This window comes from Dactylosporangium darangshiense, from assembly GCF_039537565.1.
GTDB lineage: Bacteria > Actinomycetota > Actinomycetes > Mycobacteriales > Micromonosporaceae > Dactylosporangium > Dactylosporangium darangshiense.
Map to the genome: position 1 here is coordinate 1 of NZ_BAABAT010000039.1, position 24,019 is coordinate 24,019.

Genomic DNA, 24,019 nt, shown 5'->3' on the forward strand with positions numbered 1-24,019 from the left:
GCCAGCGCCGCGGGCAGGGCGCCGCGGCCGCCGGCGGGCCGGTCGACGGCGTCGCGGCGGCGCAGCACGGCGCCGACGGCGCCGGCTTCGGTGCCGGGCGCGGCCGGCGACACGCCCCACACGCCGGGCCCGGTGGCCGCGAACGCGGACCGGATCCACGGCGGCAGCCCGAAGGAGGCGAGGACGTCGAGGAGGCTGCGCCGCCGCCAGGCCAGCAGCATGGCCGCGGCGCGCGGCTTCGCGAGGCGCAGCAGCCGGCCGAACGACGGCGGCCCGGCGGCCGAGGCGAGCACCAGCCGGGCGAGGGGCAGCGTCGCGTCGACGTAGCGCCGGTACGCCGCGCCGGCCGCCGGCGGCAGGCCGGCCACGGTCCGCTCCACCGACCGGTACTGCACGAACGCCGGCTCGTCGCCCCAGCCGATCGCCACCTCGACGGGGTCGACGTCGAGATAGCGCAGCCCGTGCGCGGCCAGGCCGAGCTCCTCGACGATGCCGGAGGCCAGGACCATGGTGTGGTCGCAGTTGCAGATGTTGACCCGGGCGCCGATGGCGTCCACGGTGGATGCGCAGCCGCCGACGGTACCGCGGGACTCGACCACGGTCACCTCGAGCCCGGCCCGGACCAGGTAGGCCGCGCAGGTGAGCCCGTTGTGCCCGGCGCCGACGACGATGACGTCAGCGGCCATGGGCGAACCGCGCGATCTCGGCGAACGCCTGCCCGGCCTGGCGGAGCATGCCGGCGTAGAGCGCGGCGCCGTGCTCGGCGGTGGCCAGGGTCGGGTCGCCGAGCGTGCCGTCGGTGCCGAAGTCGTCGCTGGACCAGCCGAACGACACCGGCCCGCCGAAGCGGACGTGCTCGAAGCCGGCCAACTGCTCCGGCACATTGCGGGTGGCGAGGTCCATCCGCACCAGGTCGGGGCGCAGGTGCAGCACCAGCGACGTCTCGTCCTTGCCGCCGTGGATGCCGGTGCCGAGCTCCTCCGCCGGCGAGGCGCCGCCCTGGTCCGGCGGCAGCGACGGGTGCATGACGAACGTGGCCAGGCCGAAGTCCAGCCGCAGTTCGCGGGCGCAGACGTTGAGCAGCGCGCTGTTGCCGCCGTGGCCGTTGAGGAACACCAGCTTGCGCAGCGGGGTGTTCGCGACGCTGCGGCCGAGGTCGTGCACGACGGCCATCAGGGTCGCGGCGCCCAGCCACAGCGTGCCGGCCGCCCAGGCGTGCTCGTTCGACTTGGTGCAGGCCAGGGACGGCAGCAGCCACAGCTCGTGCTCGTCGCCGTGTGCCGCGACGGCGTCGGCGGCCAGGGTCTCGGCGACGAGCAGGTCGGTGACGAGCGGCAGGTGCGGTCCGTGCTGCTCGATCGCCCCGACCGGCAGGACCGCGATCCCGTGCGCGGGCAGCGCGGCGACGGCCGGCGACGTGAGCTCCGCGAGCCGGCGTGTGTTCATGCCGTCACCTCCGCTTCGCTCCGGCAGCGGCATGAACTGAACCTGTGCCCATGATGAGCAGCCTCCTCCGCTTCGCTCCGGAACCGCTCATGGGACCCCCAGAAGGTCGACGGAGCGGGGCAGCACGACGTGCGCGCCGAGCACGCCGTCGACGACCTGGGTGACCTCGACGTCGCCGGCGACGCTGAGCCAGGCCAGCGCGAGGTCGGGCGCGATGCCGTCGTTGCCGAGCAGCCGCACGGCGGCGGCGGACGCGGCGCGCACGGCCCGGCCGAGGTCGCGGTCGAGCCCGCAGACGATCCACGACGCCGGCGTCCGGGCGACCGGGGCGTCCAGGTCGAACCGTCCCGTGTGGACGGTCAGGCGCAGCGTGGCCCGCAGCGGCGCCTCCAGGGCGGTCGAGGCGAGCTCGCCGTTGCCCTGGGCGAAGTGCGGGTCGCCGGCGTAGAACAGCGCGCCCGGCGCGAGCACGGGCAGGAACAGCGTGGTGCCGGCGACGAGGTGCTTGAGGTCGAGGTTGCCGCCGAACGGCCCGGGCGGGCCGGAGTGCGGCTCGTCGCCGCCCGCCGCGACGCCCATGATGCCGAGGAACGGCGCGACCGGGACGCTCAGGCGCGGGTCGCCGTCGAGGTGGGCGCGCCCGGCGGCGACCCGGCAGAAGGTGCTCACCACCGGATCGGTGAAGCCGGCCGGGCGGTCGGCGCCGAAGACGTCCTTGGCGTGCCGGTCGGTGATGACGCCGTAGTCGGCGCGTCGGTCCAGCGCCAGGACGTCGACCTGGAGCAGGTCGCCGGGCTCGGCGCCCTCGACCCGGACCGGGCCGGTGACGAAGTGCGGCCCGTCGTCGGGAGCGCGGTGCAGCCGGGGTACCACGTCGAGCAGGTCGGGCAGCGGCTCCACGCCGTGCCGGGCGAAGAACGCCAGCGGGTCCCGCCCCTGGTCGGGCAGGGCGCCCTCGTGACTGAGGGTATCCATGGTCAGCACGGCGCCGGAGGCGACGGTGGCGACCGGCTCGGCGCGGGCCGACGGGAGCCGGCCCCAGCGCAGGGTGTCCACCGTGGACGGCACGTGCGTCACGGCCGGTCCAGCAGCGGCAGGACCTCGGTGGCGAGGCGGGTCAGCTGGTCGCGGACCCGGGTGTAGGGGTCGCCCGGCATGCCCGGGAACAGGACCAGGTCCTGCAGGCCGAGCTCGTCGCCGTACCGCCGGATCGCCGACGCGACGTCCCGCGGGCTGCCGACGGCCCACACGCCCTGCTCCATCGACTCCTCGAGGGTGGGCCGGTGGCCGGCGGGCGCGGGGCCGCCGTCCGGTCCGCGGTAGCCGCGGCCCCAGCCGTAGGGGCCGAGGAACTTCCAGAACTCGTCGTGGCCGGGGCGCGCCTCCTCGACGGCCCGGGCCGCGCTGTCGGCGACGGCGACGTTGAGCACGAGCAGGCGCCGCTCCCCCGGGCCAAGTGCGCGGCCGTGGTGGCGGGCGAAGAGCGCGCCGAACTCGTCCCAGTCGCGCCGCAGCCGCTCGCGCTCCTTGAGCCAGAACACGCCGCCGTAGCCGCGGCGCGGCACCTCCTGCAGCGTCGGCGGGCTGGTGACCGCCTGCCAGGTCTCGAACGGGTACACCGGGCGGGGCACCAGGGTCAGCGTGGACACCTCGCCGCCGCGGTCCGGGATGCCGGGCGGCGGGAGGCTGAAGTGCTTGCCCTGGTAGGCGAACGTCTCGGCGCCGAAGGCGGCCTCGATGACGTCGAGGGCCTCGCCGGTGAGCTCCCGGTTGCGGCGGTCGGCCTCGGCGGCGTCGGGGTTGTCGTGGCTGCCGACGGAGATCCGGCCGGCGGTCAGGGGCAGCATCTCGCGCGGCACCGTGCCGCGCCCGACGCCGAGGATGCCGCGCCCGCCGCTGAGGTTGTGCACCAGGGCGAAGTCCTCGGCCAGCCGCAGCGGGTGCCACTGCCCGACGACGTTGAACATGGTGCCGATCCGCAGCCGGGTGGTCCGGGCGGCGAGGAACGCCGAGAACAGCAGCCCGTTGGGCACCACCTCGTAGCCCTCGTGCTGGAAGTGGTGCTCGGTCAGCCAGAAGCTGTCGAAGCCGAGCCGCTCGGCCAGCACGCCGCATTCCAGCAGCTCCCGGTGGGCGTGCAGCACGGCCTGCTGGTCGTAGCGGCGCTCCAGCGGGTCCGGTCCGGACGCGCCCGCGTCGGGCATCTCGACGCCGCCGAAGAGGAAGACACCGACCCGCATGCGCACCGCCCAATGTTGATGGAATCAACATTGGCCACGATGCTGCCGCCAGGTGTCGTGGCGGTCAGCGCCCCGTTTCGGCGGCGAAAACTCATCCCCGGGCGGCGACGTTGTGCTGCACCAGGATGACGCGGACGGGGCCGGGGGCGGCGCGGCGCCACCGGTGCGGGATGCCGCCCGCGTAGTACAGGCTGCCGCGCTCGCGCAGGACGGTCAGCGCGCCGTCGACGTCGACCTCGATGCCGCCCTCGGCGACGTACAGGAACTCGTCGCCCGGGTGGACGTAGTACTCCTCGAAGGCGTCCGGCGCACCGGTGAACTCCAGCGGCAGCATCGCCCGCTCGCCGTGCACGAGCGAGCGCACCGTCCCGTCGCCGGAGTCCAGGGTGGGCAGCGAATCGTGGCCGGGCACGACGGAGACGGGCTCGGCGCCGGGCAGCGCGAGCAGCGCCTGGGCGGTGGTGTCCAGCGCGGCGGCGACGGCGGTCAGCGAGCGCATGCTGGGCCGGGCGATGCCCCGCTCGACCTGGCTGAGGAACGGGTGGCTGAGCCCGGCCCGGGTCGCGACGTCAACCAGCGTCAGCCCCAGGCCGCGCCGCCGGGCCCGGATCGCGCCACCCAGCTGCCGCAGCAGCTCGTCAGCGCTCAACGGCTCGCCCGGTGCGCGCCGGGCATCGGTCGCAGAATCGTGAAGTCGCCGAAGTCGTGGCGCAGCGCGGGGCGGCGCAGCAGGTCGGCGCCCGGGACGCCGGCGCTGCGGCCGGCGGCCACATTGGCGAACGCGGCTGCGGCCCGGCGCAGGAACGACGGGCCCACCGCATAGCGCAGCGTGTGCGCGGGGAAGATCGTCGACACCGAACCACCAACCTCCTCGTCCAGCCACCGCAGCGTCGCGGCGAACCGCTCGATGTCGGTGTCGGGCGTGTGCGCCCAGAAGTCACCGGTGATGAGGGTATCGCCGGCGAAGAGCAGCCCGTGCGCCTCGTCCAGCAGGCAGATCGAGTCCGGCGAGTGGCCCGGCGTGAACAGGACGGTCAGCGCCCGGCCGCCGAGGTCGATCCGTTCCCCGGCGGCGAGGGCGGCCGGGGCCGGGCCGGCCGGGACCGTCCACGCGTCCGCGCCGGGCGGCAGCGGCCGCGGCCGGGTCGCGGCGCCGAACAGGTGGAAGAAGCGGTCGTCGACGGCCCGGATGCGCTCGTACGCGGCGAGCTGCTCGCGGGCGACCGCGAGGTACTCGGCCAGCGCCTGCGCCGGCACGGCGCTGGTCAGGGCGGCCGCCGCGGCCGGGTGCGCTGCGACGTCGGCGAAGAACCGGTTGCCGCCGCGGTGGTCGCTGTGCCCGTGGGTGTTCACGGCGAGCACCGGCCGGTCCGTCAGGCGCCGCACGACGGCGCCGATGTCCGCGATGCCGAGGCCGGTGTCGACCAGCACGGCGCGGTCGGTGCCGGCGACGAGGAAGCAGTTCACGTGCCCCGGCTCGGCGACGAGCCAGGCGCCCGGGCCGACCTGCTCGACTGCGAACCAGTCGCTCATGCCGGCAGCGCGCGCAGGACGGCCCGGTCCTCGTCGTCGACCGGGGCCACCGGGCCGCGCCGGACGAGGTCGGCGAAGCCGTCGTCGGGGCACATGAGCGTGAGGCTGTACATCCTGCCCTCGCCCTCGTTGTGGATGTGGTGCACGGTCCCGGCCGGCAGCACGATCGTGTCACCGGCCGCGACGGCCACCTCGTGCCCGTCGCAGACCGCGCGCCCCCGGCCGCGCAGGAACACGAACGTCTCCACCGCACCAGGATGGGTGTTCGGCGGCTGCGCGCCGCCCGGGTCCCAGGCCTCGAGGACCACCGTCACCGGCGACGCCTCCGGTCCGGCGAGCACGGCCAGCCGCACGGTGTCGCCGGGCGTGATGTGATGGAACTCCAGCGCCTCGGCGCCGATGAGGATCGGTCGCATCTCAGCCTCCGATCAGGAGTTTGGAGTCGGTCACGAAGCCGAAGCACTGGGCGATGTTGTACAGCGCCGCCTCGTGGCAGTACGCCGGGGACGTGGTGGCGGCGCAGTCCTCCAGCAGCACCACGTCGTAGCCGAGGCAGGCCGCGTCCGACAGCGTCGACAGCACGCACTGGTCCGAGTTGACCCCGGCGAACAGCAGCGTGGTGACGGCCAGGTTGCGCAGCACCGAGTCCAGCGGCGTGTCGAAGAAGCCGCTCATGCGGTACTTGTCGACGAGGATGTCCTCGGGTGCGGGCGCGAGCTCGTCGACGATCGCCGCCGACCAGCTGCCCTGCTGCAGCGTCGGCGTGCCGCGCGGCCCGGCCGGCGCGCCGATCCCGGCGCCCCGGCCCTGCGGGTCGTACACGTGCAGCACGCCCGGCGGCAGGTTGGCCCGGTCCGGCCGGTTGCCCCAGTTGAGCCAGACGACCGGGGTGCCGGCGGCCCGCAGCCACGGCACCGCCCGGCGCAGCGGCTCGATCGGCGCGCGGGCCGGCGCGATGTCGACGCCGATCGAGGCGAGCCAGCCGTCGGGGTGGCAGAAGTCGTTCTGCATGTCGACGACGACGAGCGCGCAGCGCGTCAGGTCGAGGGTGACCGTCTGCGGCCGGGCCGCGACGGTGACGACCCGGGGCTCGGCCGGGGCCCGCCGCAGGTCCACGCCGCCGTCGGCCCCGACCGTCCATCCGTTGCGAGGACTGCCGATGTTGACCACACCAACATGCTGCCCCCGACTGGTTTCGCCGCGATTACCGAACGGGACGCTCCCGTTCCCGGCGACTCATCGGCCCGGCGGGACCCCCGTGCCGACCGTCTTGTCGCCGGTGCCCTGCTTCGGCGGGAAGGCGACCTTCGGCGTGTTCAGCGCGGTGAGCGCGCCGTCGAGGAAGTCGCGCCAGATCAGGCCGGGCAGGCCGCCGCCGACGATGCGGGCGCCGGTCTTGTCGACGATCTTCTGCTGCTGGGCCTTGTTGCCGACCCACACCGCCACCGCGAGGCCGGCCGACCCGTTGGCGCTGTAGCCGGCCATCCACGCGTCGGTGTTGTCGCTCGTCGATCCCAGCTGCCACGACCCGGCCGCGCCGGCGACCGCCCGGCCGTCGTGCATCTGCAGGCCGTAGCGCTGCGGCACGCCCTGCAGGACGGCGTTGAGGTCGTCGGCCATCGCCTCGGTGAAGCCCGGGATCCGGGTCGGGCGGACCGGCGTGCCGTAGGTCTGCTTGCCGTCCGTCCACACCTCCTTGAGGAAGTGCGTCCGGGCGGCGACGCCGCGCGCGGCGAAGGTGGCGGCGCCGCCGGCGTGCGCCAGCACGGTCACCGGATACTGGCCGAGGGCGACCTCGGTGCCGAAGTACTTCGGGTAGACCGCCCTGCCGTCGTTGGACAGCAGGTCGACCTTGCGCGACACGCCGTCGGCGGTCGCCCACATCTCGGTGATCCCCGCGGCGCGCGCGGTGTCGATCACCCGGTCGGGGCCGACGGTCTCGGCGAGCGCGAAGAACGGGACGTTGAGCGACAGCACGGTGGCCTCGTCCAGGGTGCACCACTTCCCGCACTGCGGCGCGCCCGCGCCGGCCTCGCCGGCGTTGCTGACCGTGCGGCCGCTCTTCGGGAAGGCCTGGGGCGACTCGCCGTTCCAGCGCGAGTCGGTCGTGTAGCCGTTCATCAGGCCGGTCGCCAGCGTGTACATGTTGAAGCTCGCGCCCGCCGGGTGGCCGCCGCAGCAACTGTCCTCGCCGTTGCCGAGCACCGGATCGTTGTAGAAGCCGGCGTAGTCGCTGCCGTTGCCGCTGTCGCCGCCGTAGTAGGCCTTGACCGCGCCGGTGCCCGGCTCGACCGCCACGAGGGCGGCCTGCAGGTTGACCGGCTGCCCGTCCAGGTTGGACTCGGCGTTGCGGCTCGCCTCGCGGACCGCGATCTGCTGCACAGTCCGGTCGATCGTGGTGACGATCTTCAGCCCGCCGTTGCGGATCTTGTCGAAGTTCTTCGCGCCGCCGGGCGCCGTGTCCTCGTACAGCAGCTTCCCGGTCAGCGGGTCGGTCAGCGCCGCGACCTCGCCGAGCACGTGGTGGACGACCAGCCCGCCGGGCTTGTCCATGCCGCCCTCCAGGCTCAGCGCGTTGGCGCGGGCCTGCGCCGCCGTGAGCACACCGGACGGGTAGGCCGTCTTCTGCTCGACCTCCGAAGGCGCCACGAACCCGAGCGCGACCAGCCGGTCCTTGATGTCGGCGAACCGCTCCCGGGCCCGCGTCGCGTCCACCGTCGGGTCGAACGGGCTGCCCTTGCCGGTCTCGCCCTCCGGGCTGTCGATCAGCCCGGCGAGGACCATGCCCTCGGCCAGCGTCAGGTCCTTCGCCGGCTTGCCGAAGTACGCCTGCGCCGCCGCGTCGATCCCGTAGGCGCCGCGCCCGAAGTAGACGGTGTTGAGATACATCGCCAGGATCTCTTGCTTGCTGTACTGCTTGTTGAGCTTCGTCGCGATGACCGACTCTCGCGCCTTGCGCGAGTACGACACGCCCTCGAGGTCGGCCCACATCCGCGCGTACTGCTGGCTGATCGTCGCGTCGCCCTTGCGACCGTCGCCGAAGATGTGGTTCCACGCTGCGCCGGCCACGTCGCCGTAGTCAATGCCGCCGTTGCTGTAGAACGTCTCGTCCTCGGCCGCGACGACCGCGTGCTGCACGTCGACCGGGATCTGCTCGATCGGGACCAGCGTGCGATTCTCCCCGATCCGCGCCAGCGGCGTCACCCCGTCGGCGTAGTAGATCGTCGTCGCCTGCTCGAGGTGGATGTCGTCGGGCAGCGGGACCTGATCGTAGTAGTAGGTGCCCGCGGCCAGGCCGAGCCCGGCCAGCACGACGAGCGCCACCAGCGACCTGAGCAGGACCTTCCGGAGCCGGCGTCGTGGCTTGCCGGCGGCCGGCGCGGCCTCGCCCTGGGCGGGCTCGCCCTGGGCCGGCTCCGGCGCGGCCTCCGGCGCCGCAGGTGTGCTGTCCAGGTCGTCGTCGTCCATGCCGTCCACCCCGTCGTCGCGTCAGGCCGTGATCGATCGGGACTGATACTACAAAACGGCCAGGTAGCCATCCTCCAGGCCCGGCTCGACCGGGCGGGCCTGCGCTGCCGGTGACGTCGCGGACACGATGCGGTACCGCATCCCGTCCTCGTGCGGCAGGGCGGACACCACCGTGCCCTCGGCCGGCGGCGGGCCGTCGGTGACGACCGACCACACCTTGCCCTCGGCGCGGCCGGTGAGCTCCGCGACGGTGCCGCGGAAGATCAGCCGGCCCTTGGCCAGGACCGCCACCTCGCGACAGGTCTGCGCGATGTCGTCGACGATGTGCGTGCTCAGCAGGACGGTGCGGCGGCCGGCGAACTGCGACAGCAGGGTGCGGAAGCGGATCCGCTCTTGCGGGTCCAGGCCCGCGGTCGGCTCGTCGACGATCAGCAGCTGCGGGTCGGCGAGCAGCGCCTGCGCGATGCCGACCCGCTGGCGCATGCCGCCGGAGAAGCCGCGCAGGCGGCGGTCGGCGTGCTCGGTCAGGGCGACGACCTCGAGCAGCTCGCCGACCCTGCGCCGGCGTACCGTGCGATCGTCCATGCCCTTGAGCAGCGCCACGTAGTCGAGGAACTGGCGGGCGGTGAGGTCGGGGTAGACGCCGAGGTCCTGCGGCAGGTAGCCGAGGTCGCGCTGGACGGCGGTGCGGCCCGCGGCGGTGGCGAGGTCGTGCTCACCCACCGCGACGCGGCCCGACGTCGGGTGCACGATGCCGGCGAGGATGCGCATCAGCGTGGTCTTGCCGGCGCCGTTGGCGCCCAGCAGGCCGAACATGCCGGTGGGCACGACGAGGTCGAGGCCGTCGAGGGCGGCGACCCCGCCGCGGTAGCGCTTGGTCAGGCCGGAGATTTCGATCCGCATCGAGGTCCTCTTGTTCTGTCGGGTTGTCATCGGGTGCGGCGGGCGCGCAGCGCGTGGCCGCCCGCGAGCACGGCGGCGGCGAGGGCGAGCAACACGGCGATGGACAGCCACGCGGTGGCCGGGGTCGGCGCGGGGCGCAGGAAGTTCAGGGCGGCGCCGGGGACCGGGCCCGCGAAAGCCTGGTCGCCGTCGATGCCGTGAAAGTCGAGCAGCGCCTCGAAGGCGTAGCCGCCGAGCGGGTTGACGAGGGTGCGCGCGAGCGTCGGCATCAGGTCGGGGCCGGCGAGGTTGCCCCACAGCCAGTAGCCGACGAAGAGCACGCGGAACAGCGGGGCGGGCATGACCAGGGGTACCGCCAAGGCAAAAGCGGCGACGAACAACAGGCCCGGCACGATCACCACGCCACAGGCCGCGAGGGCCCAGCCGAGCGCCGCCACCGAGCCGGTGTCGATCGCGTAGGCGACGGTGAATCCGAGGTACACCACGACAATGGGCACCGCCGTCGCGGCGGCCGCGCCCAGGTACTTGCCCAGCAGCCGGGCGAACGGCGAGGACGCCGTGGCGTCCAGGATCGGCGCCACCCGCAGCCGGTCGTCGCGGACGAGCCGGTCGGCAAGCAGGCAGCCGAAGCCGATCGACAGCAGCGCATGGATCTGCAGCGCGAGGCCGAGGACGGCGACCCGCGCCTCGGCGGAGCGCTCGTCGGGGTCGAACAGGTCGCGCAGGAGGCTGCCGCCGATCAGCAGGAACAGCACGACACTGAGCGCGGGCACGATCCACACCGAGCGCTTGCGGACCTGCATGCGGAACTCGTACCGCAGGCTCGCGCCGAGGGTGCTCAGGTTCATTCGTCCTCCTGGCCGATGAGGCGTTCCGAGCGGCCCAGCACGACCAGGGCGAGCGCGGTGAGCGCGGCGCCGGCGCCGAGCAGCGCCAGCCGGTTGGCGGTCCAGTCGCCTGGCACGGAGCCCCGGGTCGTCGCGAACAGGTAGAGCAGGCGGCCCGCGCGGTGCTGCTGCGCGAAGTCGCCGAAGAACTGCTGGATCGCCCACAGGGTGGTGACGAGCGCGCCGGCCGCCGCGGGGCTGCGGAACACCGCGGCCGAGGCGAAGCCGAGCCCGCTGAGGCCGAGCGTCGGCGCGGCCCACGTGAGCTGGCCGACGAACGCGCCGTGGTTGGCGGGCCAGCGGCCCCACCACCCGGTCGCGATGAGCACCACCGCCATCAGCACAGCCACCGCCGCCGTCCACGCCAGCGTCACGCACATGCGGCGGAGCAACGTTGTGCGGTACCGCGTGGGCGCCGTCAGCTGCAGCTCCACCGCCGCGTCCCGTCCGACGAGCGAGGCGCAGGCGACGCCGGCGGCCAGCGGGACCGCCATCTCCAGGGCGCCGAGCAGGATGCGTGCCGTGTTCCGGTCGCCGGGCAGCGGGTTCGCGAGCGCCGCCGCGATGCCCAGCGCGACGGCGATCGGCGGGCCCAGCAGCGCCACCCAGCCGGCCCGGCGCGCCTCGTACCGCCAGAGGGTCAGTGGTCTCACATCGGATGAGTTGCACGCCACCCGTCGTTCGGTTCACCGCGCAACGGCGCGACCCGCCCGGCCATGACCACCGCGGCGACGGCGACGGCGGCGCCGACGGTGAGCACGGGCGCGTTCGTCGACCAGGCGGCCACGATGTACCGCGCCGGCCACGCGTCGCGGTGCAGCGCCCCGCCGGCGAGCATGCCGGCCGCCAGCACCCGCACCGCCCACAGCCCGGCGGCCGCGCCGAGCGCCACGTCGGGCCCGAACCGCACGGCGATCAGCAGGCTGAGCGAGGACAGCAGCACCATCGGCCCGAGCCAGGCGCCGACGAGCGCGTTCAGGCTGGCCGTCTGCGCCGCACCGGCGACGGCCAGCGCGGCGGAGGCCGCAAGGGCGAGCGCCAGGTCGTAGCCGAACACGAGCGCGATGCGCACGAGCAGCAGCAGCCGCCCCGACGTCGGGGTGGCGGCGAGCAGCTCGGCGGCCGGGTCGTGCCGGGAGCGGTAGGTGCCGGCGACCCCCGCCGCGGCGACGATGGGCGCGATCAGGGCGAGCACCAGATCGGCGCCGGTCGCGCTCTGCAGCAGCACGAACGCCACGCCGAGCGCCATCACCAGCGCGGAGGCGACGGGCACGGCGAGCCGGATCAGCCGCGCCTCGGCCATCGTCAGGGCGGCGAGGTGGCGCAGGCGCCGCTGCGGGCGGCCGTCGCTCGGCAGGCCGGTGGGCTCGTCGAGCACGCTGCGGGTCAGCGTTGCCCGCACCAGTTGTGCCGCATTCGGTACGACCAAAGCCTCGTCCGGTGCCGCGGCGTCCGCGATGGCCTCCCAGGCGGCGAGGTCCGCACGGCAGCGGGCGCAGCCCTCCAGGTGCGCGCGGGCGCGGTCGCGCTCCTCGCCGCGCAGCGATCCGGCGGCGTACGCGGGCAGCCAGTCCCTCATTCGAGGACCTCCTGGGCGGTGAGCGCCGCGGCTACGGCGGCTCGGGCGTGGTACAGCCGGCTCTTCACCGTGCCGACGGGGATGCCGAGCACCTCGGCGACCTCGGCGAGCGGCAGCCCGGCCACGAACACCAGCGCGATGACGTCGCGGTGGTGCTCCGGCAGCCGGTCGATGGCCGCGGCCACCGGCGTGCCACCGGCCGCCGCGATGGCGAGCTCCTCCGGCCCGGCGCCCTGGTCCGGCCGGTCGGGCAGCTCCGCGCCGGCGGGCTCGGCCCCGGACCGGCCGCGCAGGCGGTTGTGCGCCTGGCGGCGGGCGACCCCGAACAGCCACGTCGTCACCTTCGCCCGCCCTTCGAAGGCGCCGGCCGACCGCCACACCGCGAGCATCGTGTCCTGCAGGATCTCCTCGGCGATCATCCGGTCGCCGGCGAGGCGGTGCAGATAGCCGAACAGCGACCCGGCGTGCCGCTCGTAGAGCCGGGCGAGCGCGGACGCGTCGCCGGTCGCGACCGCGCGCAGCAGCTCGTCGTCGCCGTCCGCCATCCGCTCCACCCCCTTCAGCTGTGTGAGTAGCAGGCCCGGCCGCGAAGGTTCACCTCGTGGGTCCAGGCCCACCCGGCCGTGCGTCCAGACGGATATTGCCGCGGCCCGCTGCTGCATAGCGTCCTGTGCATGGAAACCAACACGCAGGCCGCGTTCGGCAAGGCGAAGACCAGCATCAAGGTGTACGGCGCGCTCAGCATCGTCGCGCTCATGGCGGTCGTCGCGGTGGCGGGCAGCGGTCATACGGTCAACACGTTCATGTGGGTGCGGGCCGCCCTGTTGCCGGTCGTCGCCGTGGTGCTCGTCCGGATGATCGCCGCCGCCGCCCGGGGATCGCGACGGGCCTTCGACCGCGTGAGCGCCCTCGCCGTCATCATGCCGATCGCGATCATCGCCGTCGACCTGATCCCGGGCGTCTGCCCGCCCTGGTACGCCCTCATGCAGGCCGTCTGCGTGCTGCCCATCATCCGGGTCGCGGTCATCACCCGCGGCTCCGAACTCGCCGCGCTGCGCAAGCCGGCGCGCGCAGCCGGCCGGCGATGACCGCGCCGGACATCGGCGTGAAGTCGCCCCGGCGACCCACTGGTGCGGCCCCGGGGGCCGACACCGTCGCCGACCTCGTCGGGCGGGTCGGCAACGCGCTGGCGCTGGCCGGCATCACCACACCCGAGCAGCTGCGCGGCGCCGCCTGGTCCGACACCCCGGCCGAGCGGCTCGACGCGATCCGGCTCACCCTGCGGTCTTGAAGGATGCCGACCGCGCCCGCCACAGCAGGTGGGCGCCGTACCCTCGCCACGGCCGCCATCGCTCGGCATGTCGTGTGAGGCCGGCCGTGTCGGCGGGCAGCCCGTACGCCTTGGCCGCCGAGCGCAACCGGCGGTCGGCGGCGGGGAAGGCGTCTGGATCGCTGAGCGCATGCAGCATGAGGTCCTCGACCCGGCCGGGTCCGAGACCGGGTACGGCGAGCAGCCCGCGGCGGGCCGCCCGGTCGGCGCCCTCGTCCAGGCGTAACTGTCCGGTGGCCAGCCGCTGTGCCAGATCCCGGACCGTGCTCGCCGGGGCCGCCGGCAGAGCGAGGTCGGCGGCGGCGATGGCCGCGGAGGACGGGAACATGTGGGTCAGCCTGCCGTCGGGGCTGGGCAGCGGATCGGCGAGCGTCGCGACCAGGTTCCCCGCGTGCCTGCCGAGCACGGTACGAAGCGCCGTCTCCGCACCGTCCACCGTGCCGGGTAGCCGCAGCCCGGGCACCGCATCGGTCAGCGGCGCGAGGGCCGGGTCGGCGGCCAGCACGGGAAGGTAGCCGCCCGGGTCGGCGTCCAGGTCCAGCAGACGCCGGCAGCGCGCCACGGCGGCGCCCAGGTCGGCCACGGTAGCCAGGCGGAACGTCGCATGCACGTGATCGGGTGCCGGCCGCAGCGTCACGGTCCCGGGTCCACCGGGTAGCCGCAGGACCCGGCGGTACGTGCCGTCGGAGTACTCCTCGACGCCCGGCAGCGCACGGGTCGCCAGCCACCCGACCACGCCACCCGGGTCGTACGGCTGCCGGAGAGCCAGCCGCAGCGTGAGTCCGCCGCCCGGGGGCGAGCCGCCGCGCCGGGGCACTGCGGCGCGTAGCTGCGACGGTGTGGCGTCGAAGATCTCGCGCAGCGTGTCGTTGAACTGCCGGATGCTGGCGAAGCCGGCGGCGAAGGCGACCTCGCCGAACGGCATCCCGGTTGTCTCGACGAGCAGCCGTGCCTGGTACGCCCGTTGCGAGCGCGCCAAGGCAAGAGGCGGGGCACCGACCGCCTCCACCAGCAGCCGATGCAGATGTCGAACGCTGAGCGCGAGTTGCCGGGCCAGCCCGGGCACGCCGTCGCGATCCACGACGCCGTCCGCGATCAGCCGCATCGCGCGCCCGACGATGTCGGCGCGGGTGTTCCACTCCGGGGATCCGGGCACCGCGTCCGGGCGGCAGCGCTTGCAGGCGCGCAGCCCGGCGAGTTGAGCGGCCGCGGCGGTCCGGTAGAACGTGACGTTGGCCGGCTTAGGGCAGACCGGCGAGGGGCAGCTCGGCCGGCAGTAGATCCCGGTGCTGCGCACGCCGACGATGAACCAGCCGTCGAAGCGCGGATCGCGGCTGCGGGTGGCCTGGTAGCACCGGTCGAAGTCGAGGTCCATTACTGCGATCATGCCGGACCGCTGGTGACGGCCCTGTCGGGTTGGAGTGTCCTGTCGCCGGCACCGAACCGCGCGCCGGCGGCGGTCAGGTCCCGGGCGAAGGCGAGGGCGGGTACGGCCATCAGCGCGCAGATTGCCAGCACCGTGGCGGTAACCCCGTCGCGCAGGGTCAGCGCGGCGAGCCCCGCGCCCAGCGGCGCAGTGGCCTGCATCAGGGTCCGCAGCAGCGCGAACAACCGGCCGTGCACGTCGTGCGGAGCGGCAGCCATCCGGAGCGTCTGCGCCCAGGTGGTCATCGCCGCCGCGCAGCCACCCAACCCGACCAGGCCGACGACGGCCACCCACGGGTACGGAGTCAGCACGGTCAGTACGGCCACCGCGGCTACCAGCGACGCCAGCACCACCGACCGAGTCAGCGACGACCGCCAGGACCGGCGCAGCAGAACCAGCCCGGCAAGCAGTTCGCCCCCCGTGACGGCGGCCACCAGGAAGCCATACCCGCCGGCGCCGAGCGCGTATTCGCCCGCACGCTGCGGCAGCAGCACCAACAGGGCACCCTCGCCGATGTTGAACAGCGCGAACATGACCGTGGTGTCGCGCAGCACCGGCTCGCGGACCATCAGCCGCAGCACAGGGCCGAGCCCACCGCCACGCCGGCGCACTGCCGCCGGCTGCGCGACCGGCCGCGCTGGCCGCACGCCGATTCGCGTCCCGAGCAGGCACAGCGCGAAGATCACGTAACTCAGCACGTCGAACGCCACCACGTACCCGGGCCCGGCCGTCGCCACCGCGATGCCGGCGCCCACCGCGCCGGCCAGACCGGCGATGCCGAAGCTCATCGACTCCAGGGCGTTGGCGGCCACCAGCTGCCCGGGCGGTACCAACTGAGGAATCAGCGCGGGAAACCCGGCAAGGCTGGTCATCTTCAACAGCCCGTACACCGCGGCGACCAGGTAAAGCTGGACGGCCGTCAACCCGCCCCACGCCGCGGTCAGCAGGATCGTGCCGAACACCGCCGCTCGCAGCAGGCTGTCCCCGATGAGCAGCCACCGGCGGTCGTACTTGTCGAGGGCCCAGCCGACGACCAGCCCGCCGACCGCCACCGGTGCCGTGTAGAGCACGGCCAGGCTCGCCACGCTGCCGTGCGCCAAACCCAACGCGTACGCGACCAATGCGACCCAACTCGCCGCGTCCCCGGCCGCCGACACGGTGGCCCCGATCCACACCCGGCGGAACGCGGGGTTGCTCAGCGGAGACTCGCTCTTGTCGATCACGCGTCCATGGTTCAGGCGACCCGCGGGCCGATGCTGGCGGAATTCGGCCAACTCGGTCCAGCCGGCGAGGCTTCTGGTATTCAGCGCCCGCGCTCTCCTCGGCCCTCGGCCGCCGCCTCCGTCGGCTCGGCACGGAGCGCCGATGTTCACCGACGGAGGCGGCGGCCGCCGTGCGAGTTGCCGGCTCGGGTCAGCCGCAGCCGGGTGCGCCCTGCTGGGCCACGTCGATGGCGATGCGGTCCGGGCCGTGCAGGACCAGGACGCGGAAGCCGCCGTGGACGTTGAGGCCCAGGCCGAAGTTGGCGCGGCCCTCGAAGTAGCCGGCCGAGCGGATCTGGCGTAACGCCGGCAGCTGCGGGTCCCAGACCTGGTTCAGGTTGAGCGTCGGGTAGTCCATGCCGCTGAACGTGACCACCAGGGTGGAGGCGCCGGCGACCGGGACGGCGTTGCCGCGGCCCTGCTCGATCAGGGCGCCGTAGGCGACGGTGTAGGACGGGGTGCCGCCGGTGAAGTCGAAGACGGCGCGGTCCCAGCCGACATGCCGGCCGGTGCGCACGCCGGTCAGGACGGGACGGCCGGTGCCGGAGGCGTTGCCGGCGACGGGTGCGGTGCTCGTCGGGGCGGGCAGGTCGGCGGCGTTGGCGGTGGCCGGGAGGACCAGCAGCAACATGGCGCAGGCCGCCGCGGCGAGCAGGGAACGACGCATCGGGGTGCTCCTTTCAACTCGAGGTGCACCAATGACGCGCGGGGGTGCCGGGCGGTTTACGTCGGGTGGCCGACAATCTCCCTTTGACATCGATCAATTCGCGGACGTTCCATGGATGGATGCGCAGCGTTGCCATCATGGCCGTTCTGCTCGGCCTCCTCGTCGCGCCGGTCGCCTTACCCGCGCCGGCGCACGCCGACCCGCCGGTCTGCGGGCCGCCCGTGGCCAGCACCACCCAGCCCGGGTACACCGTCGCCGACCCCGACTGCGACGTCGACGGCACCCCGTTCGTGCCGATCGCCGGCTCTGCGGTCTACACCGGCATCCTCGACGGCGCCGCCTATCGCCTCGAGAAGCCCGCCGCCTGGAACGGCGAGCTCGTCCTCTACGCGCACGGCTACCGGGGCACCGGCACGACCGTGTTCGTCGACAACCCCTCGCTGCGGGCGCACTACCTGGCCCGCGGCTTCGCCTGGGCCGCCTCCAGCTACCAGACCAACGGCTACGACGTCGGCCAGGGCGTGCGCGACTCCTACGCGCTCATCGACACCTTCCGCGCCCGCACCGGCACCCGCGCCCGCGACGTGTACATGACGGGCGCGTCGATGGGCGGGCACGTCACGGCGGTGGCGATCGAGCACTACCCGCGCGCTTTCGTCGGGGCCATGCCGATCTGCGGCGTGCTCGGCGACGCGGAGCTGTTCGACTACTTCCTCGACGCCAACCTGACCGCGGCCGCGCTGACCGGCGTCGCGGTCCCGTTCCCGGCCGACCCGGCGGCCTTCCCGGCGCAGGTGGCGCAGGAGCTGCCGGCGCTCGGCGTCGGCGGCGCGCTCACCCCGCTCGGGCAGCGCTGGTCGGACGTGGTCGAGCAGCGCAGCGGCGGCACCCGGCCCGGGTTCGACAACGCGTTCGCGTTCTGGAACGCGATCCCGTCGATCCCGCCGCTGACCACGGTGCCGTTCCTGTTCGGGCTGTACCCGGGCCTGACCGGCGGCACCGCCGGCATCGCCGAGGGCAACGTGACCTCGAACCGGTTCACGATCTACCAGCAGGACGCGAACCCCCGGCTCAGCCGCGACGAGCGGCAGCTCAACCGGGACGTGCTGCGGGTCGACGCGACCGACCGGCCCAGCCGCGACCTGACCGGCATCCCGCGCGTCGCGGGCCGCCCGCCGGTGCCGACCCTGTCGATGCACACGGTCGGCGACCTGTTCGTGCCGATCTCGATGGAGCAGGTGTACGCCAAGAGGGCGCTGCTCAACGGCCGGTCCTCGCTGTTCGTCTCGCGGGCCGTGCGGGCACTCGGGCACTGCGAGTTCACCCTGCCGGAGCTGCAGCGCGGCTTCGACGACCTGGTGACCTGGGTGCGCACCGGCCGGCACGCGTCCGGCGACGCGATCCTGGACCCGCGGGCCGTCGCCGACCCGCGCTTCGGCTGCCGCTACACCAGCTCCGACCGCCCCAACTTCGGCGCCGCCTGCCCGCGCTGAGGTCCGCCCCGTGGTCTGCGTCCGGCGCCCCGCTACATGCGGCGCAGGACGCAGACCACCTTGCCGAGGATCTCCGCGTCGTCGCCGGGGATGACCTGGTAGTGCGGGTTGCGCGGGACGAGCTCGACGTGCCCGTCGCGCACCCGGTAGGCCTTCACGGTCGCCTCCCCGTCGAGCATGGCGGCCACGATGTCGCCGTTCTCCGCGACCTTCTGCTGGCGCACCACGACGATGTCGCCGTCGCAGATCGCCGCCTCGATCATCGAGTCGCCCTTGACGTGCAGCGCGAAGAGCGTGCCGTGCCCGACCAGCGTCGTGGGCAGCGTCAGCTCGTCGTCGGGCACCTGCTCGGCGAGGATCGGCCCACCGGCGGCGATCGTGCCGACCAGCGGCACCGACCGGCCCGGGTCGGCGCCGGCGCCCACACCGTCATACGGCCCGCGGATGTCCACCGCGCGCGGCCCGTGCGAGTCGCGGCGCAGCAGCCCCTGCCGCTCCATTGCCTTGAGGTGATGGGCCACCGACGACGGCGAGCCGAGCCCGATCGCCGCGCCGATCTCCCGCACCGTCGGCGGATAGCCGCGCCGCTCGTTCGACTCGCGGATGACCGCCAGGATGCTCTGCTGCCGCGGACTCGTCATGGGAGCACGATACCGCAGCGGTTCGATCAGATGTACGAATCGGCCGGAGAAATGACCCGGTGGTGGGACATTCGGCCCGGTCCATCGCACCCCGCGGCGCCGTATGCTGACCGCCATGCTCGACCGGCCGTGGTCGCGGGACCAGTACCCCGAACGCCTCGACCTCGTCCGCCGGCTCATCGCGGCGGCCGACGACGACAAGCTCGCAGCGGAGCTCGTGGACCTCGCCGCCGCCACCGGCGACGTCTGGCGGTACGACGGCGCCCAGGTGCGCCGGGCGCTCGAGGACCTGCCCGCGGCGCGCCGCCACGCGCTCATCCTGCGCCTGGTCGACCGGGCCGGCTCCGAGGCGCCGCCGGTCGGCATCGACGCGCTGCTCGTCGCCGTGGCCGCCGGCATCGGCCCGGACACCCTGTCCTGGCGCGCCGCCCGGCGCCTGGGCGAAGGCGCCGCCGCGGCCGAGGCGGTCGACCCCGGCGTGCTCGCCGTCGTCGCCGAGGTCACCGAGCGCGAGACCGGCGCCGTGCCGCCCCCGCTGCTGGCCGTGATGCGGCGCACCGCGCACCGCTACACCAAGGACCGGCCCCTCGAGGCGTGGCCGCGGCTGCGCCCGTGGCTGGAGCCGGCCGCCGGCGTCCTCAGCGTCGGCGAGGCCTGGGCCGAGGCGGTCAACGCGCAGGCGCCGTCGCGCGAGCTGCTCGTGCACGCCCTGACCGCCGCCGGCGCCCGCCCCGCGCCCCGCTGGGCCCGCCGCGGCGCGGACCTCGTCGCCGAGCTCGGCGTCGAACCGGTCCGGGCGCTCATCCGCGGCTGGCTGGCCCTGGTGCCCCGCCCGCGCACGATCCCGCTGCGCGACCCCGCCCCCAGGCTCGCCGACCCCAACACGGTCCCGGACCCGTACAACGCCCGGGCGCTGCGCGGCCTGGTGTACCTGCTGGCCGTCACCCCGCATCACCCGGACGACGTCGCCGCGGTCGGCCGGCTCGCACAGCACGCCGCCGAGAAGGTGCCCGGGCACGGCCCGCGCAGCCAGATGGTGGCGCACGCGTGCGTCTACGCCCTGGAGCGCTTCACCACCGTGCCGGCGGTGCGCGAGCTGACCCGCTTGCGCTCGATCGGCCAGCCTCCGGGGATCGCCGGCGCCCTGACCGCCGCGATCGCCCGCCGCTCGGTCGCCCTCGGCGTCGACCCGGCGAGGCTCTGACCGCGGTCAGCCGCAGTCGAAGCGGTACTCGTACGGCCGGCCCGGGCAGGCCAGGCACACGAACAGGTAGATGCCGCCGGCGTCGCCGAGCATGATGCCGGCGGGGTTCTGCAACCGCCGCCACGGGTGGTCCGGGGCGGCGTCGAAGCCCCAGCCGGCCATCGCCGGCCGGTCCTCGACGGTGATCCAGCGCCGCTCGTAGCCGTTGGAGAACTCCCAGCTCGCCACGGTCAGCAGGTGCTCCATCCGACGCCCGCACGCGCACTCCGGCCAGTCCGGCAGCTGGGTCCAGCCCGGGTAGCCGCCCACCTTCGTGCCGCTCGCGGTGGCCAGGTCGTGGTCGTACTCCCACCCGGTATCGCGGGCCAGCGCACGGATGGCGTCGCGGATCTCGTCGCGGGCCGCGTCCGGCAGGTCCCAGTCCGGGTACTCGAGCACCCGCTCCGGGTCGAGCACGCACGTGTCCGGGCGGCGCTCGCCGTCCGCCTCGGGGTCCGAGGCCGGCGCGGTGGCGAGCGGTCCGGTCACCGCGGCGCTGTCGCGCCAGAACAGCCGGGGCAGCGGGCTCGTCCACGGGTCGTGGTCGCTCGGGCACCACAGCACCTGCAGCACGTCGGCGCCGTCGGGGAAGGGCAGCTCGGGCACGTCGGCGGCGTACAACTGCAGCACCGGCACGACGGGCACCACGTCGGTGCCGTCCAGGTGCTCGGCGCCCGCCGGGCCGTCGCAGGCCGGCCAGGGCTCCTCGGCCGGCCACAGCAGCGGTCCGCCCATGGAGCTCTGCGCCGCGGTGGGCGCGCCGGGCCGGGGATGCAGGCGCACGGTGGTGCGGGCGTACGGCGCGACGGGCGGCAGCGCGGCGGCAACATCGAACGGCGGCGGCGGGGTGGTGTGCACCGCCGCATCCTAGGCACCGGCCATGCCATGCGCCGCGGCATCCCAGGCACGTGGCGTCCCAGGCACGGGCGGGGTCCTGGACGGGAATGCGCCGCGGGAGCGGATTGTCGTATCCGGCATGACTTCGCGGATCGTGGCCTGTGTCCGGTGCGGGCAGCGCAACCGGGTGCCCGGCGCCGCCGCCGGCAAGCCGGTGTGCGGCAAGTGCCGGGAGGCGGTGCCGTGGATCGTCGACGCCGACGACGCGACCTTCGGCGACGTGGCGGAGCGCTCCTCGACGCCGGTGCTCGTGGACATGTGGGCGCCGTGGTGCGGGCCGTGCCGGGCGGTCGGGCCGGCGCTCGAGCAGGTCGCCGGGGACCTCGCCGGCACGATCAAGCTGGTGAAGGTCAACGTCGACGAGGCGCCGGGGCTGTCGCTGCGGTTCGACGTCCGTGCCGTACCGACATTGATGATCCTCAAGGACGGCGAGGTGGTGGGGCGGCAGGCGGGTGCGGCGCCGGCGTCCGCGCTGCGCGACTGGGTGAGCCGGACCCTGGCGTCCGCAAAGTCCTAGCGGGAGACGCGCAGCGGTCGCTCGCGGGCCTCCTGCGCCGCCAGCGCGGTCATGCGGGCGCGGTACTCGGCCGGGTCGAGCGCTCCGGTCAGCAACGCGTCGGTGGCGCGCCGCTCGGTGCTGGCGAGGCGCTCGCCGGCGTCGGCGGGCGCGGGCAAGGGGCCGAAGCGGGACGCCAGCCAGAGGGCTGCGCGCGGCTCGTAGGCGCCGCGCACCCGGTGGCGGCGGATCACCCGGGCGTGCGCGCCGATCAGCGCCGCGTAGGCCAGCGCGACGAGCGCGGCAACGACGAGCGGGGCGGGCACCCCGTCAGTGTCCCACGGGTACATTGGCGCGGGTGGGAGAACCCCTGGTGTACCGCGGCGGCCCGGCCGACCTCGACGGGCTGCTGCCGCTCGTGCGCGAGTTCTGCGACGCCGACCGGCACGAGTTCGACGCGGCGCGGGTCACCCGGGCACTGCGGCCGCTGCTGGAGTCCGACGAGCACGGCCAGGTGTGGCTGCTGGGCGACCGGGGCGGTTACGCGGTGGTCACCTGGGGCTGGAGCCTCGAGTCGGGCGGGCGCGAGGCGCTGCTCGACGAGATCTACGTCCGCGAGCGCGGCGGCGGACACGGCAGCGCGCTGCTCGCCCGGGTCCTCACCGCGGCGGCCGAGGCGGGCGCGGCGGCGATGTTCCTGGAGACCGAGGCGCACAACGAGCGGGTCCGCGGCTTCTACGCCCGGCACGGGTTCGACACCGAGACATCGATCTGGATGAGCCGACCCCTCGGCTCGGCGGCGGCGGTGCCGGTTTCCGATTGAGCGATCGCCGCAGTTGCAACATCCGCGACCGGTCAACCGCCTCGCGACGGCGTCCGAACCGTACAGTGTCACGTGAGGGCGCGCCCGGGCCACGGCACCGGCCCGGGCGCCCCGGTGTTCAGCCCGCGATCGACGGCGTCAGGCGCTCGAGGATCTCGGCGAGGACCGCCGGGCTCGTGGCGAAGTTGAGCCGGACGTAGGCGTCGGTGTCGACGTCGGTACCCGCCGAGAACTCCGCGCCCTCGCTCAGCCGCACGCGGGCCGTGCGCTCCAGGCGCTCCGCCGGGCGCGGGCCCGCCACGCCGCCGAGCCAGGCCAGATACGTGCCCTCCGGCCTGCGGTGCTCGATCGGCAGGCCCGCCGCCCATTGCGCCACCGTGTCCCGGTTCGCCGCCAGGGTCTGCTGCAGGCCGGCCAGCCAGGCGTCGCCGGTCCGCCACGCGGCCGCGGTGGCGAGGTGGCCCAGCGTGCTCGGGGTACCGAAGAAATCCAGCGGCATGGCGTCCAACGCGGCGCGCAACGCGGGCGGGCCGACATGGGCCACCGCGCAGCGCAAACCGGCGAGGTTGAAGGCCTTCGTCGCGGAGGTGGTCGTCACGGTACGCCGGGCCGCGCCCTCGCCCAGCGATGCGAACGGCAGGTGGCGGTGCGGCGCGTACACCAGGTCGGCGTGGATCTCGTCGGCGAGCACCGTCAGGTCGTGCCGTTCGGCCAGCTCCAGCAACCCCTCGAGCTCCTCGCGCCGGAACACCCGCCCCGTCGGGTTCTGCGGGTTGACGAGCACCATCAGCCGGACCCCGTCGTCCAGGCCGAGCCCGTCCTCGCGCAGCGGCACGATGCGCCGCCCGGCCCGGGCGATGCTGGCCAGGAACGGAGGATAGGCGGGCACGTGGATCGCCACCCCGTCGCCGGGCCGGGTGGCGTGCTCGACGACGACCTGCAGGATCTGCAGCACGTCGGTGAACACGCGGGTGTGCCCGCCGCTGGGCGTCCAGCCGTGCCGGCGGGCCATCCACGCCTCGAACGCGGCCGGCACCGGGTCGCCGCCGGGCCAGTGCGGGTAGCCGAAGTCCTCCCGGTCGACGCTGTCGAGCAGCGCGTGGCGGATCGCCGGCGCGATGCCGAGGTCCATGTCGGCGACCCACGCGCCGAGCGTGTCCGGCGCGAGCGAGCCCCACTTCACGCCCGTGCCGGAACGCAGCCGGTCGGTGTCGACGGGCCGCTGGGGCCGCAGCAGGTCGCGCAGGATCTCCATCTGCCCGTGGTGCTGCGCCAGCTCCTCGTAGACGTGCAGCAGCGCCGCACCCTGCGTCGCGACGCCGGCCGGGCCCAGGAACGCCGCGTCCGGCGGGCTTTGCAGGGGGCCGGCGAAGTCGGCGCCGCGGGCGTCGGCGGCGAGCCGCTCGCGGGCCTGCGCGACCCGTTCGAGCAGCGGCGCCACCGGCCCGCTGCTGGTGAACTCCGCGTCGCGGTCCCGCTCCACGGCGCGCCCGGCGACGAGGCCACCGGCCCAGTACTCGACCACGCCCAGGCAGTGGGTCAGCAGCGCGTACGGCGAGCTGGCGCCCTGCACGGGCGGCCGCGTGTTGGCCAGCTCGTCGCCGAGCCCGCCCACGATCCCGGCCATGCCCGCGAGGGCCCGCCCGGTCGCCTCCAGGTACTCCTCGACGGTGATCATTGCCCGG

Annotated in this window: 27 protein-coding genes; 6 read left to right on the forward strand and 21 right to left on the reverse strand. The window is 74.6% G+C overall.

Features of this window, described 5'->3' with window-relative positions; genetic code table 11:
- The 14 genes from ABD901_RS43610 to ABD901_RS43675 all read right to left on the reverse strand — a co-directional run.
- A partial coding sequence (locus ABD901_RS43610; RefSeq protein ID WP_345137023.1) for a phytoene desaturase family protein occupies window positions 1–686 on the reverse strand: 686 nt, incomplete at its 3' end.
- On the reverse strand, window positions 676–1,446 hold the full coding sequence (locus ABD901_RS43615) for a creatininase family protein (protein WP_345137025.1): 771 nt from the start codon (window positions 1,444–1,446) through the stop codon (window positions 676–678). The genes ABD901_RS43615 and ABD901_RS43610, both read right to left, overlap by 11 nt.
- A gap of 87 nt (window positions 1,447–1,533) precedes the next feature.
- Window positions 1,534–2,523 (reverse strand): acetamidase/formamidase family protein, encoded by a 990-nt coding sequence (locus ABD901_RS43620; protein ID WP_345137027.1) that lies wholly within the window; start codon window positions 2,521–2,523, stop codon window positions 1,534–1,536.
- Complete coding sequence (locus ABD901_RS43625) at window positions 2,520–3,686, reverse strand: LLM class flavin-dependent oxidoreductase (protein ID WP_345137216.1); 1,167 nt, start codon at window positions 3,684–3,686, stop codon at window positions 2,520–2,522. The genes ABD901_RS43620 and ABD901_RS43625 overlap by 4 nt, the downstream gene beginning before the upstream one ends.
- A gap of 91 nt (window positions 3,687–3,777) precedes the next feature.
- Window positions 3,778–4,335 (reverse strand): helix-turn-helix domain-containing protein, encoded by a 558-nt coding sequence (locus tag ABD901_RS43630; RefSeq protein ID WP_345137029.1) that lies wholly within the window; start codon window positions 4,333–4,335, stop codon window positions 3,778–3,780.
- Window positions 4,332–5,219, reverse strand: a complete 888-nt coding sequence (locus tag ABD901_RS43635; RefSeq protein WP_345137031.1) for an MBL fold metallo-hydrolase — start codon at window positions 5,217–5,219, stop codon at window positions 4,332–4,334. The genes ABD901_RS43630 and ABD901_RS43635 overlap by 4 nt, the downstream gene beginning before the upstream one ends.
- The gene (locus tag ABD901_RS43640) at window positions 5,216–5,635 is read right to left on the reverse strand and encodes a cupin domain-containing protein (RefSeq protein WP_345137033.1); all 420 of its coding nucleotides are present in this window, start codon (window positions 5,633–5,635) and stop codon (window positions 5,216–5,218) included. Before ABD901_RS43640 ends, ABD901_RS43635 begins: the two co-directional genes overlap by 4 nt.
- A gap of 1 nt (window position 5,636) precedes the next feature.
- Window positions 5,637–6,389 (reverse strand): cysteine hydrolase family protein, encoded by a 753-nt coding sequence (locus ABD901_RS43645; RefSeq protein ID WP_345137035.1) that lies wholly within the window; start codon window positions 6,387–6,389, stop codon window positions 5,637–5,639.
- Window positions 6,390–6,455: 66 nt separating this feature from the next.
- A complete protein-coding gene (locus tag ABD901_RS43650; protein WP_345137036.1) occupies window positions 6,456–8,687 on the reverse strand; it encodes a transglycosylase domain-containing protein in 2,232 nt (743 codons plus the stop codon).
- Window positions 8,688–8,735: 48 nt separating this feature from the next.
- A complete protein-coding gene (locus ABD901_RS43655; RefSeq protein ID WP_345137039.1) occupies window positions 8,736–9,590 on the reverse strand; it encodes an ATP-binding cassette domain-containing protein in 855 nt (284 codons plus the stop codon).
- Window positions 9,591–9,616: 26 nt separating this feature from the next.
- Entirely contained in the window at window positions 9,617–10,438 is an 822-nt protein-coding gene (locus ABD901_RS43660; protein ID WP_345137041.1) for a hypothetical protein, read from the reverse strand.
- A complete protein-coding gene (locus ABD901_RS43665; RefSeq protein ID WP_345137043.1) occupies window positions 10,435–11,130 on the reverse strand; it encodes a hypothetical protein in 696 nt (231 codons plus the stop codon). The genes ABD901_RS43660 and ABD901_RS43665 overlap by 4 nt, the downstream gene beginning before the upstream one ends.
- Window positions 11,127–12,056 carry a zf-HC2 domain-containing protein gene (locus ABD901_RS43670; protein ID WP_345137045.1) on the reverse strand — a complete coding sequence of 310 codons (930 nt, stop codon included), beginning with the start codon at window positions 12,054–12,056 and terminating at the stop codon, window positions 11,127–11,129. The genes ABD901_RS43665 and ABD901_RS43670 overlap by 4 nt, the downstream gene beginning before the upstream one ends.
- On the reverse strand, window positions 12,053–12,601 hold the full coding sequence (locus tag ABD901_RS43675) for an RNA polymerase sigma factor (RefSeq protein WP_345137047.1): 549 nt from the start codon (window positions 12,599–12,601) through the stop codon (window positions 12,053–12,055). The genes ABD901_RS43670 and ABD901_RS43675 overlap by 4 nt, the downstream gene beginning before the upstream one ends.
- Window positions 12,602–12,730: 129 nt before the next feature.
- Between ABD901_RS43675 and ABD901_RS43680 the strand changes: the two genes are divergently transcribed.
- Complete coding sequence (locus ABD901_RS43680; RefSeq protein WP_345137050.1) at window positions 12,731–13,144, forward strand: hypothetical protein; 414 nt, start codon at window positions 12,731–12,733, stop codon at window positions 13,142–13,144.
- Window positions 13,141–13,347 carry a hypothetical protein gene (locus ABD901_RS43685; protein WP_345137052.1) on the forward strand — a complete coding sequence of 69 codons (207 nt, stop codon included), beginning with the start codon at window positions 13,141–13,143 and terminating at the stop codon, window positions 13,345–13,347. Before ABD901_RS43680 ends, ABD901_RS43685 begins: the two co-directional genes overlap by 4 nt.
- On the opposite strand, the gene ABD901_RS43690 is transcribed toward ABD901_RS43685, so the two are convergent.
- The 3 genes from ABD901_RS43690 to ABD901_RS43700 all read right to left on the reverse strand — a co-directional run bounded on the left by ABD901_RS43690 (window position 13,331) and on the right by ABD901_RS43700 (window position 16,741).
- A complete protein-coding gene (locus ABD901_RS43690) occupies window positions 13,331–14,761 on the reverse strand; it encodes a DNA-3-methyladenine glycosylase 2 family protein (RefSeq protein ID WP_345137054.1) in 1,431 nt (476 codons plus the stop codon). The genes ABD901_RS43685 and ABD901_RS43690 overlap by 17 nt on opposite strands.
- Before the next feature lie 8 nt (window positions 14,762–14,769).
- A complete protein-coding gene (locus ABD901_RS43695) occupies window positions 14,770–16,035 on the reverse strand; it encodes an MFS transporter (RefSeq protein ID WP_345137057.1) in 1,266 nt (421 codons plus the stop codon).
- A 190-nt stretch (window positions 16,036–16,225) separates the two neighbouring features.
- Entirely contained in the window at window positions 16,226–16,741 is a 516-nt protein-coding gene (locus tag ABD901_RS43700) for an AMIN-like domain-containing (lipo)protein (protein ID WP_345137059.1), read from the reverse strand.
- A 137-nt stretch (window positions 16,742–16,878) separates the two neighbouring features.
- Between ABD901_RS43700 and ABD901_RS43705 the strand changes: the two genes are divergently transcribed.
- Window positions 16,879–18,234 (forward strand): alpha/beta hydrolase family protein, encoded by a 1,356-nt coding sequence (locus ABD901_RS43705; protein WP_345137061.1) that lies wholly within the window; start codon window positions 16,879–16,881, stop codon window positions 18,232–18,234.
- Window positions 18,235–18,266: 32 nt separating this feature from the next.
- Here ABD901_RS43705 and lexA read toward each other — a convergent pair whose 3' ends face one another.
- On the reverse strand, window positions 18,267–18,875 hold the full coding sequence (gene lexA / locus ABD901_RS43710; protein ID WP_345137063.1) for a transcriptional repressor LexA: 609 nt from the start codon (window positions 18,873–18,875) through the stop codon (window positions 18,267–18,269).
- Between the two features lie 115 nt (window positions 18,876–18,990).
- Here lexA and ABD901_RS43715 point away from each other — a divergent pair, with 115 nt between their 5' ends.
- Complete coding sequence (locus ABD901_RS43715) at window positions 18,991–20,079, forward strand: hypothetical protein (RefSeq protein WP_345137065.1); 1,089 nt, start codon at window positions 18,991–18,993, stop codon at window positions 20,077–20,079.
- Between the two features lie 6 nt (window positions 20,080–20,085).
- Here ABD901_RS43715 and ABD901_RS43720 read toward each other — a convergent pair whose 3' ends face one another.
- Entirely contained in the window at window positions 20,086–20,976 is an 891-nt protein-coding gene (locus ABD901_RS43720) for a hypothetical protein (protein WP_345137067.1), read from the reverse strand.
- 118 nt (window positions 20,977–21,094) lie between these two features.
- Between ABD901_RS43720 and trxA the strand changes: the two genes are divergently transcribed.
- Complete coding sequence (trxA, locus tag ABD901_RS43725) at window positions 21,095–21,532, forward strand: thioredoxin (RefSeq protein ID WP_345137069.1); 438 nt, start codon at window positions 21,095–21,097, stop codon at window positions 21,530–21,532.
- Here the strand turns inward: trxA and ABD901_RS43730 are convergent.
- Window positions 21,529–21,837: a hypothetical protein gene (locus tag ABD901_RS43730; RefSeq protein ID WP_345137070.1), complete on the reverse strand. Its 309-nt coding sequence runs from the start codon at window positions 21,835–21,837 to the stop codon at window positions 21,529–21,531. The genes trxA and ABD901_RS43730 overlap by 4 nt on opposite strands.
- 32 nt (window positions 21,838–21,869) lie before the next feature.
- Here ABD901_RS43730 and ABD901_RS43735 point away from each other — a divergent pair, with 32 nt between their 5' ends.
- Entirely contained in the window at window positions 21,870–22,334 is a 465-nt protein-coding gene (locus ABD901_RS43735; protein WP_345137071.1) for a GNAT family N-acetyltransferase, read from the forward strand.
- Window positions 22,335–22,452: 118 nt separating this feature from the next.
- Here ABD901_RS43735 and ABD901_RS43740 read toward each other — a convergent pair whose 3' ends face one another.
- Entirely contained in the window at window positions 22,453–24,012 is a 1,560-nt protein-coding gene (locus ABD901_RS43740; protein WP_345137072.1) for an aminotransferase class I/II-fold pyridoxal phosphate-dependent enzyme, read from the reverse strand.
- Window positions 24,013–24,019: the final 7 nt, after the last annotated feature.